The 12,926-nt window shown below is 57.9% G+C and carries 13 protein-coding genes; all 13 read right to left on the minus strand.

What is annotated here, in order from left to right; translation table 11 throughout:
* Nucleotides 1-55 precede the first annotated feature (55 nt).
* The 13 genes from der to cysE all read right to left on the minus strand — a co-directional run bounded on the left by der (nt 56) and on the right by cysE (nt 12,808).
* The gene (gene der, locus ACFIOZ_RS03200) at nt 56-1,459 is read right to left on the minus strand and encodes a ribosome biogenesis GTPase Der (RefSeq protein WP_386082242.1); all 1,404 of its coding nucleotides are present in this window, start codon (nt 1,457-1,459) and stop codon (nt 56-58) included.
* On the minus strand, nt 1,456-2,625 hold the full coding sequence (bamB, locus tag ACFIOZ_RS03205) for an outer membrane protein assembly factor BamB (protein ID WP_386082244.1): 1,170 nt from the start codon (nt 2,623-2,625) through the stop codon (nt 1,456-1,458). The genes der and bamB overlap by 4 nt, the downstream gene beginning before the upstream one ends.
* Nucleotides 2,622-3,278 (minus strand): YfgM family protein, encoded by a 657-nt coding sequence (locus ACFIOZ_RS03210; RefSeq protein WP_386082247.1) that lies wholly within the window; start codon nt 3,276-3,278, stop codon nt 2,622-2,624. Before ACFIOZ_RS03210 ends, bamB begins: the two co-directional genes overlap by 4 nt.
* A gap of 106 nt (nt 3,279-3,384) precedes the next feature.
* A complete protein-coding gene (gene hisS / locus ACFIOZ_RS03215) occupies nt 3,385-4,686 on the minus strand; it encodes a histidine--tRNA ligase (protein WP_386082248.1) in 1,302 nt (433 codons plus the stop codon).
* 76 nt (nt 4,687-4,762) lie between these two features.
* Entirely contained in the window at nt 4,763-5,878 is a 1,116-nt protein-coding gene (gene ispG, locus ACFIOZ_RS03220) for a flavodoxin-dependent (E)-4-hydroxy-3-methylbut-2-enyl-diphosphate synthase (protein ID WP_386082250.1), read from the minus strand.
* Between the two features lie 8 nt (nt 5,879-5,886).
* Nucleotides 5,887-6,948, minus strand: a complete 1,062-nt coding sequence (locus tag ACFIOZ_RS03225; protein ID WP_386082252.1) for a RodZ domain-containing protein — start codon at nt 6,946-6,948, stop codon at nt 5,887-5,889.
* A gap of 47 nt (nt 6,949-6,995) precedes the next feature.
* Nucleotides 6,996-7,730 carry a type IV pilus biogenesis/stability protein PilW gene (pilW, locus tag ACFIOZ_RS03230; RefSeq protein ID WP_386082253.1) on the minus strand — a complete coding sequence of 245 codons (735 nt, stop codon included), beginning with the start codon at nt 7,728-7,730 and terminating at the stop codon, nt 6,996-6,998.
* A gap of 140 nt (nt 7,731-7,870) precedes the next feature.
* Complete coding sequence (gene rlmN / locus ACFIOZ_RS03235) at nt 7,871-9,070, minus strand: 23S rRNA (adenine(2503)-C(2))-methyltransferase RlmN (protein WP_386082254.1); 1,200 nt, start codon at nt 9,068-9,070, stop codon at nt 7,871-7,873.
* Nucleotides 9,071-9,159: 89 nt separating this feature from the next.
* The gene (ndk, locus tag ACFIOZ_RS03240) at nt 9,160-9,585 is read right to left on the minus strand and encodes a nucleoside-diphosphate kinase (RefSeq protein WP_386082255.1); all 426 of its coding nucleotides are present in this window, start codon (nt 9,583-9,585) and stop codon (nt 9,160-9,162) included.
* A 230-nt stretch (nt 9,586-9,815) separates the two neighbouring features.
* Nucleotides 9,816-10,142 (minus strand): HesB/IscA family protein, encoded by a 327-nt coding sequence (locus tag ACFIOZ_RS03245; protein ID WP_386082257.1) that lies wholly within the window; start codon nt 10,140-10,142, stop codon nt 9,816-9,818.
* Nucleotides 10,143-10,167: 25 nt separating this feature from the next.
* Nucleotides 10,168-11,346, minus strand: coding sequence for an aminotransferase class V-fold PLP-dependent enzyme (locus ACFIOZ_RS03250; RefSeq protein ID WP_386082260.1), 1,179 nt, complete (start codon nt 11,344-11,346; stop codon nt 10,168-10,170).
* 52 nt (nt 11,347-11,398) lie between these two features.
* Nucleotides 11,399-11,866, minus strand: a complete 468-nt coding sequence (gene iscR, locus ACFIOZ_RS03255) for a Fe-S cluster assembly transcriptional regulator IscR (protein WP_386082262.1) — start codon at nt 11,864-11,866, stop codon at nt 11,399-11,401.
* A gap of 78 nt (nt 11,867-11,944) precedes the next feature.
* On the minus strand, nt 11,945-12,808 hold the full coding sequence (gene cysE, locus ACFIOZ_RS03260; RefSeq protein ID WP_386082263.1) for a serine O-acetyltransferase: 864 nt from the start codon (nt 12,806-12,808) through the stop codon (nt 11,945-11,947).
* Nucleotides 12,809-12,926 lie beyond the last annotated feature (118 nt).

Genomic DNA, 12,926 nt, shown 5'->3' on the forward strand with positions numbered 1-12,926 from the left:
AAACGCCCGCTTGACGATACAAGCGGGCGAATTCAAATAGCAATAAGCTAGACGTTTAACGACGGCTTTTGCGCGCCTCTTTGGTGCGGTTAAGCTCGCGCTTTTTGGCTTTCTCTTTGTCGCTGGCGCCCGCCATATCATCGAACGGGTTGCTGCCCGAGCGAAACTCGAAGCGAATTGGCGTGCCGCGCACCTTGAGCACCTTTCGGAAGGTGTTGGTCAGGTAGCGGCGGTAGGCTTCGGGTAGCGACTCGGTTTGATTGCCGTGGACGACGATAATCGGCGGGTTGCTGCCGCCCTGGTGAGCCATGCGCAGTTTAATGCGCCGCCCGTGCACCATCGGCGGTGGGTTTTGGCTGACCGCGTCCTGGAGCAGGGTGGTAAGGCGGTTGGTCGACCAGTGGGCATTAGCGGCGTCAAAGGCGCGATCAATGGAGGGGTAGAGATCCCCCACCGCCGTGCCGTGCAGGGCAGAGATAAAGTGCAGCTCGGCGTAGTCGGCAAAGCCCAGGCGGCGCTTCACCTCGGTGCGCATTTTATCCTTGGCTTCGGTTTCCAGGCCGTCCCACTTATTCACCGCCAGTACCAGCGCACGACCGGTGGTCAATACGTAGTCGAGCAGGTGCAGGTCTTGTTCCACCAGACCGCTGGAACCATCCAGTACCATGATCACCACATGGGACTCTTTGATCGCATCCAGTGTCTTGATGATGGAAAATTTCTCGGCGATTTCGCGCACGTTCTTGCGCCGCCGAATACCCGCGGTATCGATCAGTACATAGGGCTTGCCGCGGCGCTCAAAAGGAATCTCGATGGCATCGCGGGTAGTGCCCGCCTCATCAAATACGACGACCCGATCTTCGCCCAGCAGGCGATTGACCAGGGTCGATTTGCCCACGTTGGGGCGACCAATGACGCCAATGCGAATGCCTTTGCTTCCAGTGTCCGCAGGAATGCTGGCATCACGCTCGGGAAACGGTTCGAGTACCACATCAATCAGGGTGGAAACGTTGCGCCCATGGGCGGCCGCAATGGGCCAGGGGTCGCCAAGGCCGAGCGACCAGAAGTCGCCCATGGCCGAATGCTCTTCCAGCCCGTCGGTTTTATTCACCACCAGCCAGGTTTTTTTCTGGTTAACCCGCAGGTGGTTGGCAATCGCCTGATCCGCGGCGATAAGGCCGGCGCGGGCGTCGACCATAAATAGCACAATATCGGCTTCATCAATGGCGGCGAGGGACTGCTCGGCCATGGCGGCGTCGATACCCTCTTCGTCACCGCTGATACCGCCAGTGTCGATAACCGTATAGACCTTATCGCCCAGCATGCCATTGCCGTACTTGCGGTCGCGGGTGAGGCCGGGAAAGTCGGCCACCAGTGCATCACGCGAGCGCGTTAGGCGGTTAAACAGCGTCGATTTACCCACATTGGGGCGACCGACTAAAGCAATGACGGGTGTCATGGAGTTACTTCCAGGGTTTCCAGGCGACCGTTGTTGGCCTGGACATGAATGGTGCTGCCTTCCGTGACCGGACGAACGCTAATGCCCGAGCTGTGCACCCGAGTGCGGCCAACGATGTTGCCTTCACGTGCATCGATCAGGTGGAGATAGCCTTCAAAATCACCAAAGACCAAGCGTCCATCGGCGAAGGCCGGGGCAGTCAGCCAACGATCTTCTAAATCGTCGTTGCGCCAGATTTCGCGGCCGCTGTTAGCATCGAGGGCGACTACTTGGCTGTCGTCGGTGACCACAAACAGGAAGTCGCCGACCAGAATGGGGGTATGGCGGCTGGAGAGATCTGCTTCCCAAAGCACGTCGCCTTGGGTTGCTTCCAGCGCCACCACACGGCCGTTATAGCTGGTTACAAACAGGCGGCCATCGGGGCTGATGATCGGCTGGCCGGAAAGATCGACTAGGCGTTCCACTTCGCTCCGTCCGCGTGGAGTCGCAATCTGCATCTCCCATAGCGGCTGGCCGCTGCGGTTATCCAGCGTGGCCAGGCGGCCATTGGCCAGGCCAACGAAACTGACCGGATCAATGACCATCGGCGTACCGGTGCCGCGCAGGGTGAGTGACGGCTGTGAACTGGTGTATACCCAGCGCTCTGAACCCGTGGCGCGATCCAAAGCAGTCACTTGACCATCGACACTTTGTACGACTAGCAACTGCTGGTTGGCTTGGGGCGCGGCCAGGACTTCGCTGGAGACCCGTGAGCGCCACTCTTCGCTGCCGTCACGTTGATCCAACGCAATTACTTCGCCGTTACCGCTGGCCAGGTAAACCTGACCGGCAATCGCCGTTAACGCGCTGGAAATAGGCGTGTCCAGGTCGATGCTCCACTCGACGTCGCCGCTATCGGCGTTCATCGCCATCACCACACCCTCGGCATCTGCCGCAAACACGGTGTCGCCTTCACGGGAAGGGGCGATGGGATAACGGGCATGGCCCAGGCCATCGCCCACATTGCGCCGCCACTGCGTCTCTAACGAGGAAGTTTCGTCGAAACTGCGCAACTCTTTAGGCGTATAAGCAGGCTCGCCTTTGCTCGCGCAACCGACCAGCAGGGCTAGCGACAGCGCGCCCAAGCTTGCGCGTACTAGCTGTTTCGTTGGGTTACCAAACGTCATTGTGTCGCCTCCTCAGCGCCGAGATCATCAAGCTTGAACTGCACGCCGTAAAGCGGCTGGTCTTGAGTTTGTGCCAGTTGCAGAGCGGTCTCCCATGCCTCGCGGGCCGCCTCGGTATCGCCCTGGGCGAAAAAGGCATCGCCGCGCACGTTGGCGCGTTGGGCCGCTAGCGCGTCGCTAATCGGCTCGTCTAGCAGCGCCAGCGCCTGGGTCGGATTGCCGTCAGCGAGCTCGACTCGGGCCAGCCGCAGCCATGCAAGGCTCTGCACATAGCGGCGTGAGGAGTTGGCGGCGCTTTCCAGCGCGGTTCGCGCGCCTTCCAAATTGCCTTGTTGAACCGCCAAGCGTGCATCAAGCAGCAGAGCGAGTTCGGCGTAGAGCGTCTTGCCATGTTCGTCGGTCAGTTCGCTGACCATTTCCCGGGCGCTTGCCAACTGCTCTTCGTCAAGCTCGTTGCCAGCGGTCATATTGACCAGCTGTTGGTAGCGCATGGAGGCTGCTTCGGCTTGGCCCTGTTGATAGTTTTGCCAGGCGTTCCAGCCGAATACCCCCGCCGCCGCCAGGACAGCGCCTGCAATCAACGACATGCCGTTCTCTTTCCACCAGCGCTTGACGGCGTCTAGCTGCTCTTCTTCGCTTCTCAGCTCCACCACGGGCGGGCTCCTATTTCTAGATGTTCACATGCAAAATGTTCATATGTGCAAACAGTCGTGTTCGAGCAGGCTAGCCGCCTGCCAGGCTTATACGCGCGGCCTGGGCTTACGCGTCAGTGGTTAGTAGTTCGCGCAGCGTGTGGCCCAATGCTGCTTGGGAGACGCTTTGCTGTTCGCGGTCGTCACGCAGAAACTTAACGGTGGCCGACTGCTGGGTGATTTCATCTTCGCCGAGCAGGATAGCTATTGAGGCACTACTCTTATCGGCTTTTTTAATTCGGCTTTTAAAACTGCCGCCACCACAGTGAAGCTGCAGGCGCAGTTCAGGCAGTTCACCACGCAGTTGCTCTGCCAGGGTGATGGCTGACGTGGTGGCGCTATCATCCATGGGAAGCAAGTAGACATCGCAGCCGCCCAGGGCGTCCGCAGGAATCAGCTCAAGGGTGTCGAGTAGCAGGATCAGCCGCTCAATGCCCATGGCAAAGCCCACTGCCGGGGTCGGCTTGCCGCCCAGCTGTTCGACCAGGCCATCGTAACGCCCGCCAGCGCAGACGGTACCCTGGCTGCCCAGTGCCGTCGTCGTCCACTCGAAGACGGTGCGGCAGTAGTAGTCGAGCCCACGCACCAGGCGTGGATTAATCACATAATGTATTCCCGCCGCTTCGAGCATCTTGGTGAGCTGCTCAAAGTGTTCCCGGGAGTCGTCATCCAGGTGATCCATCAGCTGTGGCGCGGCGTCGAGCATTTCCGCCATGGCCGGGTTCTTGGAGTCAAGAATACGCAGTGGATTACTGGTTAAACGGCGCTTGGAGTCTTCATCGAGGATGTCTAGGTGCTGCTCGAAGTAGGTGACCAGCGTATCCCGATAAGCCGCCCGCGCCTCAGATGAACCCAACGAGTTAAGCTCCAGGGTGACATGTTCCATCAGCCCCAGTTCTTGCCACAGGCGCGCCGAAAGCAGAATCACCTCGGCATCGATATCCGGGCCATCAAAACCGAAGGTTTCGACGCCAATCTGGTGGAACTGGCGGTAGCGGCCTTTTTGCGGGCGCTCATAGCGGAACATCGGCCCCTGGTACCACAACCGCTGGGTCTGGTTGTATAGCAGGCCGTGCTCCATGGCCGCGCGAACGCAGCTGGCGGTGCCTTCGGGGCGCAGGGTCAAACTCTCACTATTGCGATCGTCGAAGGTGTACATCTCTTTCTCGACGATATCGGTGACTTCACCGATCGAGCGCGCAAACAGCGCAGTCTGCTCAACAATAGGCGTGCGAATTTCATTAAAGCCATAACGCAGCATCAACTGACGTACTTTGGCTTCAAAAAATTGCCAGCGTGGGCTATCGCTGGGCAGTAGGTCGTTCATACCACGAATGGCTTGAATCTTTTTAACGGCGGACTTGCTCAATGAAAACTCCTCAGTACTGCCAAGATAGCTCTGCCATCAGGCGTGGTTCACCCAGGCTGACAGCCAGCCCCAGCGGTTAAACGCTGCGGGCAATCATCGCGTCTTGCTGCTGCTGTTTTTCGCGCACTTTTTCGCGAATCAACTTTTCAAGATCATCTACCAAGTGGTCGTTGCGCAGTTTGCTGGCGGGCTTGCCGTCGATATACACCAGGTTGGCGGGGCTGCCGCCGGTCAGGCCGATATCGGTCTCTTTGGCTTCGCCGGGGCCATTGACCACGCAGCCGATCACCGAGACGTTGAGCGGCGTCATTACGTCTTCCAACCGCTCTTCGAGCTGGTTCATGGTGCTGATAACGTCAAAATTCTGCCGCGAGCAGCTGGGGCAGGCGATAAAGTTGATGCCTTTAGAGCGCAGCTTGAGGCTGCGCAGCATATCAAAGCCGACCTTGATCTCTTCCACCGGGTCTGCCGCCAGCGAGACACGGATCGTGTCGCCGATGCCATCCATCAGCAGCATGCCCAGGCCAATCGATGACTTAACTGTTCCCGAGCGCAGGCCCCCGGCTTCGGTAATACCTAAGTGCAGCGGTTGTTCGATGCGTGAGGCAAGGTCACGATAGGCGGCCACCGCCATAAACACATCCGAGGCCTTAACGCTGACTTTGAAGTCAGGGAAATCCAGGCGATCCAGGTAATCAATATGGCGCATGGCGGACTCCACCAGCGCCGCTGGGGTAGGCTCGCCATACTTCTTCTGCAGGTCTTTTTCCAACGACCCTGCGTTGACGCCGATCCGGATCGGAATGCCATGGTCGCGGGCGGCGCTAACTACTGCGCGTACCCGGTCTTCACGGCCAATATTGCCGGGGTTGATGCGCAGGCAGTCGACGCCGAGTTCTGCGACCCGTAGGGCAATTTTGTAATCAAAATGGATATCGGCAACGAGCGGTACATTGACCAGCTTTTTGATCTGACCAAAGGTTTCGGCGGCATCCATATCGGGCACTGAGACGCGCACGATATCCGCACCGGCGTTTTCCAACTGCTGGATCTGGGCCACGGTCGCGGCGACATCCAGTGTGTTGGTATTGGTCATGCTTTGGACGGCAATGGGGGCATCACCGCCCACCGCAACGTTTCCAACCTGAATTTGGCGGGAATGGCGGCGTTTTATCGGAGAAGGGGCGTGCATAAGACGGGTCACTCTCCCAAGGTGAATCGGGCAACATTGTTGGCGCCTGCGCGGGCGGGAAGGTCAACTTCCTCGCCCTGGTAGCGCAGCTCAACGCCGGTGGCATTACCTACGGTTAAGCGAAACGGGGGCTCACCTTCGACGGTTGTCGAGGTGCCAGGCGTTTGTAGGCCAACGAAAACGCGCTGGTTGGTGGCATCAAAAATTTCCGTCCACGACTGCTCGTTAAACGTTAGCTCAAGAACGTTGGCATTGGCGGTTTGCTCGGCGGCAGCGGTTTGCTCATCCTCGGCGCTGTCCTGCTCGGTAGCGCTCTGCTCACCTTCACTCTGGCCAGTGCTGCTCAGTTCATCGCTTTCGGCGCCAGCGCCGCTGTCGCTATCCAGAATGGACTCGTCGAGCCCTGCAATGGCATCAGCGTCATCCTGCGCACTGGGAGCTTGATCTTGCTCAGCCGTCGGTGACGGCGTGACGCTGGTGGCATTACTGGGCAGCGTCGTCGCGCTTTCGTCGCCACTGGTGAAGCTTGAACCGGCGCTCTCTTCTGTTTCAGCTGCTTCACTGGCAGGTTCTGCCGGTGCAGTAGCGGTCTCTTCCGGGGTAGTGGAGCCAAAGCCCGGCGGCTCGTTACCCCCCCGGCTCTGCCACCACATAACGGTGACAGCGATAAGCCCCACAATGACCAGCAGGGTCACCAGCTTAAACAGCCAGGCGCCAATGCGGGAGGGTGGCCTCGCCGTAGAGACGGGGGTTACTTTGCGTTCGGTGTCGGTGCCGCCGCTACGGGCTTGATAAGCCTCAAGCACCAGTCGGTCATCCATGCCCAGGTATTTGGCGTAAGAGCGCAGGTAGCCGCGGCGATAAGTAGCGACAGGAATCTCTTGGTAGTCGTCCTGCTCAAGCCCTGCCACCACGGCGGGGCGCAAGTTGAGCGCCCGTGCCGCGTCGGTCAGCGGAATGCCAAGTTGCTCGCGCTGACGTGCAAGTAGTTCACCAGGAGAGGCGCTATTGGGTGTGCCGTGAGTGCTTGGGCTATCAATGACGTTTTCTTGTGACTGTGTATCGCTCATGGCTGAGCATCCTTCATTAAATAAGCGGTGATCAGGGCGTCTATCAGTCAGTCGTTGCCAAGCAGGCGCTGGTATTCGGCGGCGACGCTATGCTCGCCGCGTGAATGAGCGATATCAACCGCCATTCTTAGCGCTGCTTGGTCGGGCTCGGCAAGCTGTAAATAGGTTTGCAGCGGTGCCCAGGCCTGAGAGTAATTGCCCTGCGAATATTCGAGTTCAGCTAACATTAAATAGCCGCGTGAGTTACGCGGATCAATACTTTGCGCGCGCTCCAGTCGAGCACGCGCTTTGTCATATTCTTCCAGCGCCAGGTAGCACTGCCCGAGGTTAGTAAATAGTTGGGCACGGTTGGCGTACTGGGCATCCTGTGATGCGGTTTCTAACTGCTCACAGGCGGCATTGAACTGGCCCTGACCGTACAAGAACGCCGCATAGTTGTTACGGGCGCGAGTGAAGTCAGGTTCGGCGTTCACCGCCTGTTGAAAATAGTCGTTGGCAAGTGCGCTTTCACCCTGGCGCTGGTAAACCAGGGCCAGTGCCTGCAGTGCTTCGGCATGGCGTGGGGCAATTTCAAGCGCTCGATCCAGTGCGTTGAGAGCGCGGGGAAGATTATCGCGCTCTAAATAGGCAACGCCAAGCTGGGTATAGGCCTCTGCCGCCGCGGGGTTGGCTTGCGGTGTAAGGTTGTTGGACGAGGCACAGCCGGCTAGCCACAAGCTACCGATAAGCACGGTAAGCATGGGCACCCGTGATGGGTATTGGCGCCTGCGGTGAGCGATCATGTAAATCCTCGTGTGGTGAACGTCCAACGGCTCGTAAGGCAATACAAACAAACAGCAGTGCTCATCTAAATAAAAACCGTGACCATCAAAGCGCCGTGCCAAGCGGAAGTCAAGACAAGCCCGGTTTTCTACCCTTTACCCTAGTCCGCATCAAGCTGCACTGACTGGATATAGCGTGCGCTGCGTTTGGTGCGATCTTTCACGCGACCAACCAACTGACCGCAAGCGGCATCAATATCTTCACCTCGGGTCGTTCTTACCGTCGCGTTGTAGCCTAAATCATATAACCACTGCTGGAAGCGCATCACCTGATTGCGCGACGGTTTTTCGTATCCAGAGTTGGGAAACGGGTTAAATGGAATCAGATTGACCTTACACGGTAGCTCTTTCAGCAGCGCGGCAAGCTGCTCGGCGTGCTCCTGCTGATCATTGACGTCTTTAATCAGCGTGTACTCAATGGTGATCTGACGGTTATCCGGGCATTTGGAAAGATAGCGGTGGCAAGCATCCAGCAATGCGCGAATATTGTACTTGCGGTTAATGGGCACCAGCTCGTTGCGTAATTCGTCAGTCGACGCATGCAGCGAAATCGCCAAGCTAACGTCCATTTCGTCACCGAGTTTATCGATCATCGGCACCACGCCAGAGGTCGACAGCGTGACGCGGCGCTTGGACAGGCCGTAGCCGTTGTCATCGAGCATCAGCTTCATGGCGGGCACAACGTTATCGAAGTTGAGCAGCGGTTCACCCATGCCCATCATTACCACGTTGGTCACCGGACGGTTTGCCGTATCCCGACGCGGGCCAACGCTGCGCTGAGCCACCCAGACCTGACCGATAATTTCAGCAGCGGTTAAGTTGCGCTGAAAGCCCTGTTTGCCGGTAGAGCAGAAGCTGCAGTCCAGCGAGCAACCGACCTGGGATGAGACGCATAGCGTGCGACGTTTACCGTTCTCCGCTGGGATCAGCACCGTTTCTACATAGCTGCCGTCCTCCACTTCCAACACCCACTTACGGGTGCCGTCGCTGGAGGTGCCTTCATAGACAACCCCAGGGCCACGTATCTCTGCCAACCTGGCCAGTTTTTCACGCAGCGCTTTGGAGAGATTCGTCATGGCAGCAAAGTCATCGCTGCCTTCCTGGTGAATCCACTTCATTAGCTGCGCAGCACGGAACTTCTTTTCGCCAATCGAGAGAAAGAAGGCTTCCATCTGCTCGCGAGACATCCCAAGCAGGTTTTGGCGCTCCGGGGTCGCGTTTGCAGCAGGCGTGCTGGCGGCATCTGAGCTATTGGCGTCAGTCGGTGGGGCGGGCGTATGTTGGGCTACAGTGGTGGTCATGGCGGTCAGCGTTATAGAAAGGGGCGGGGGACTAGCCCCCGCAAAATGGCCGGCAACGAAAGTTGATTCGGCGGCGCTACCTTAAAGGCTTAGCGCGGGCAGATTTCGTCGTTGCCAAAGAAGTAGCTAATTTCGCGCTCAGCGCTTTCTGGAGAATCAGAACCATGGACAGCGTTGGCGTCGATTGTTTCCGCAAAGTCAGCACGAATAGTGCCTGGTGCTGCTTCTTTCGGGTTGGTGGCTCCCATCAGATCGCGGTTTTTAGCGATAGCGCTTTCACCTTCAAGCACTTGAACAACCACCGGGCCAGAGGTCATGAAGCCAACCAGATCTTTAAAGAACGGACGCTCTTTGTGCTCGGCGTAGAAACCGCCAGCCTTCTCTTCGGAGAGATGAACCATTTTGGCTGCGACGACGTTTAGACCAGCTTTTTCAAAGCGGGCAATGATCTCACCGATGGCATTTTTGGCAACGGCGTCAGGCTTGATAATAGAAAGAGTACGTTCAGTAGCCATGTAAATGGTCTCCTTGAAAAAGGCTTAAGCAAAAAGTGCCGCCCTAGAAGGCCAGGGCGGCCCAGAAATGAGTCAGTTAATAGCGCTTCGGCAGCTAGCGTTTTTAAGCAGTAATGCATTGAAAAAGCATGCGGGTGTAACCCGCCTACCGGAGCCTGTGTATCCAGGGCCGCGATTATAGCGCTTAAGCCGCGTGATGAATACCGGCGATGAAGCTGGCGGGGCAAAGCTCAGACGGTAAAGCTTTCACCGCAGCCGCACTCATCTTTGACGTTGGGGTTGTTGAAGCGGAAAAAGCGGTTTAGCCCTTCGCTAACATAGTCCACTTCGCTGCCGTTGAGCATCTCCACCGCATCGGGGGCGACATAAACGCTGGCACCATGGGCTTCAAAATGGACTTCGTCATCGTTGACGGCGTCGGCAAAATCAAGCACATAGCTATAGCCAGAGCAGCCGCTTGGCTTGACCGAGACACGTAGGCCAAGGCCTTGGCCGCGCTCGTCGAGCACATGGCGAATCTGTTGTGCGGCAGCCGGGGTAATATTGAGTGTTGCCATGAGGCGTCCTCCTTAAAATAGTCAGCTAGTCAGCCGCTTGACGGGGCGGTGTACGTAAACCGCTCACCGCATGGCGTATGAGTGTTAGCGCATGGTCAATGTCGGCTTCAGTGGTAAAGCGCCCGAAGCTAAAGCGCAGCGATGAGAGTGCCAGCGCGCGCGGCGTGCCGATGCCGAGCAGCACGTAGGATGGGTCGACGCTGGCCGAGTTGCACGCCGAACCGGTCGAAACCGCAACATCGCGCAGCGCCATTAGCAGCGACTCGCCATCAACGCCTTCAAACGCCAGGTTGAGAATGTTGGGAATAGCGCGGTCGAGTGGGGTATTGGCAAAAATGCCCTCGACGCCTTCCAAGCCGTCCAGAAAGCGCTGTTGCAAGTGCGTAATATGGGCGTTGTCATCGTCGTACTGCTGCTGCATCAGCGCAAAGGCTTCACCCATGCCGGCAATTTGGTGTGTCGGCAGGGTGCCGGAACGCATACCGCGTTCATGGCCACCGCCATGTATCAGCGCCTCAACGCGAATATCCGGGTGGCGTTTCACATACAGCGCCCCAACGCCTTTGGGGCCGTAGGTCTTATGCCCAGACAGCGACATCAGGTCAATCTGCTGGGCGACCACGTCCAGAGGGATTCGGCCAACCGCCTGGGCGGCATCGGTATGAAACGCTGCGCCAAACTCGTGGGCAACTGCCGACAGAGCGGCAATATCGTTAATGCTGCCCAGCTCGTTGTTTACCGCCATCAGCGAGACCAGCGCGGTGTCATCGCGCATCGCGGCGCGCAACTGTTCGGGTTGAATACAGCCATCCCGGCCCGGCGTTAGCCAAGTGACCTCAAAGCCCTCTTTTTCCAGCGCATGGGCAGTATCCATCACCGCTTTGTGCTCAATGGTCGAGGTGACTAAGTGCAGGCCGCGCTCGCGGTTAGCTCGCATAAAGCCAATCAGCGCCAGGTTGTCTGCTTCGGTTGCGCCGCTGGTCCAGACGATCTCTCTCGGGTCGGCGCCAATGGCGTCGGCCACCTGGCGGCGCGCCTGCTCAATCACCTGCTCTGCCTGCCAGCCTAACATATGGCTGCGCGAAGCCGGGTTGGCAAATAGCTGGTCAACCGTTAGGTAGCGTTGCATAACCTCAACCACGCGGGCATCCGCCGGCGCGGTGGCGGCGTAATCCAGGTAAATGGGCAGCGTGGGTGTGGTCATCGTTACGTTCCAGCGGTTGATCGTTTTGGGTAATCGGGTCTGTACTGTAGTGTCAGGGTGAAGAGGCGAGAATACCTGCCTCAGCACGCTGTTTTTGTCGCGACGCAATACGTATGACATCAGGGCGTAGCATCAGTTGTGCAAAGGTCATATCGTCAAGGAAATGGCGTATCTGCACGGAGAGCTCACACCACAAATGGTGGGTCAAGCAGGTGTCTCCCTGCTGGCAGTCGGAAAGCCCCTGGCAACGGGTGGCATCGACGCTTTCGTTTACCGCATCAATCACCTTTGAAACACTAATCGCTTCCGCCGGCTGTGAAAGCAGGTAGCCGCCACCTGGGCCGCGCACGCTATTGACCAAGCCTGCTCGACGCAGGCGAGCAAAAAGCTGCTCTAAATAGGAGAGCGATATCTCCTGGCGCTGGGAGATATCGCTTAAGCTGGTCGGGCCGTTGTGGGCATGCAAGGCTAAATCGAGCATGGCAGTAACGGCGTAACGGCCTTTGGTGGTCAAGCGCATGGCAAGCCCCTCGACGCTGAATGCTCAGCGCACTAACGGCAAATGTGCTGCCATTATGGGAAAACCTGAGTGCTTTGGTCAACCATTACGCGGCGGCAGCGTTTCTTGCTCACTGGCCGACGTTTCTGCCGATTGCTTGCCAAGACCAGAGCAGCCGGTATCGCTTTCGTCCAGGATGTCGGCAAAATCTTCATCACGTAGCGCCGGTAGCTGGCCGTCGCGGTAGTTGTCATCCAGCTTGCGCAGAGTCGAGCACATGCGCTCGATACGCTCATCCACGGCGTGCATATGGTCGAGCATCGCCTGCATGGAGCGGGCCACCGGGTCGGGCATGTCCTGGCTGACGCCGTAGGCATCAAAGCCAAACTTCTGGCAGATCGCTTCGCGGCGTGCCGGATCCACATCCAGCGCCTCTTCTACATCGGGGTCGGCGCGTTTAACGATTTTGCCGGGTATGCCCACCACCGTGGCGCCCGGCGGTACTTCCTTGGTGACCACGGCATTAGAGCCAATTTTTGCCCCGGCACCGACCGTAAAGGGTCCCAGTATTTTGGCCCCCGCCCCTACAATCACACCATCTCCCAGAGTGGGGTGGCGCTTGCCTTTGTTCCAGCTGGTGCCGCCCAGGGTGACCCCTTGATAGAGCGTAACGTTATCGCCCACTAATGCTGTTTCGCCAATCACCACGCCCATGCCGTGATCAATAAAAAACCGCCGACCAATCGTGGCGCCTGGGTGAATTTCAATACCGGTGAGCCAGCGTGAAAATGTCGATAGCGTCCGTGCCAGCCACTTGAGGTTCTTTTTCCACAGCCAGTGGCCGCAGCGATGCAGCAATAGGGCGTGCAGGCCCGGGTAATTGGTCAGCACCTCAAGAAAGTTACGTGCGGCCGGGTCGCGGTCAAATACGCTGTTGATGTCTTCACGTAGACGTTGAAACATGAGGTGTTCCTTGGCGTTAAAGGGCGGCGTCTGGCTATTGAAATATCACCATGGGTGCTTGGAGTATCAATAGTGGAATCACGTTAAGAGTAGCGAAGTTGGGGCACGCAGCGTCAAC

Source organism: Vreelandella sp. F11, from assembly GCF_042466685.1.
Classification (GTDB): Bacteria; Pseudomonadota; Gammaproteobacteria; order Pseudomonadales; family Halomonadaceae; genus Vreelandella.

What these genes read in the sequence shown, in the direction of transcription:
- der (WP_386082242.1), bottom strand. Translation starts at nt 1,459, where the DNA reads ATGACACCCGTCATTGCTTTAGTCGGTCGCCCCAATGTGGGTAAATCG.
- bamB (WP_386082244.1), bottom strand. Translation starts at nt 2,625, where the DNA reads ATGACGTTTGGTAACCCAACGAAACAGCTAGTACGCGCAAGCTTGGGC.
- ispG (WP_386082250.1), bottom strand. Translation starts at nt 5,878, where the DNA reads ATGCACGCCCCTTCTCCGATAAAACGCCGCCATTCCCGCCAAATTCAG.
- ACFIOZ_RS03225 (WP_386082252.1), bottom strand. Translation starts at nt 6,948, where the DNA reads ATGAGCGATACACAGTCACAAGAAAACGTCATTGATAGCCCAAGCACT.
- pilW (WP_386082253.1), bottom strand. Translation starts at nt 7,730, where the DNA reads ATGATCGCTCACCGCAGGCGCCAATACCCATCACGGGTGCCCATGCTT.
- rlmN (WP_386082254.1), bottom strand. Translation starts at nt 9,070, where the DNA reads ATGACCACCACTGTAGCCCAACATACGCCCGCCCCACCGACTGACGCC.
- ndk (WP_386082255.1), bottom strand. Translation starts at nt 9,585, where the DNA reads ATGGCTACTGAACGTACTCTTTCTATTATCAAGCCTGACGCCGTTGCC.
- ACFIOZ_RS03245 (WP_386082257.1), bottom strand. Translation starts at nt 10,142, where the DNA reads ATGGCAACACTCAATATTACCCCGGCTGCCGCACAACAGATTCGCCAT.
- ACFIOZ_RS03250 (WP_386082260.1), bottom strand. Translation starts at nt 11,346, where the DNA reads ATGACCACACCCACGCTGCCCATTTACCTGGATTACGCCGCCACCGCG.
- iscR (WP_386082262.1), bottom strand. Translation starts at nt 11,866, where the DNA reads ATGCGCTTGACCACCAAAGGCCGTTACGCCGTTACTGCCATGCTCGAT.
- cysE (WP_386082263.1), bottom strand. Translation starts at nt 12,808, where the DNA reads ATGTTTCAACGTCTACGTGAAGACATCAACAGCGTATTTGACCGCGAC.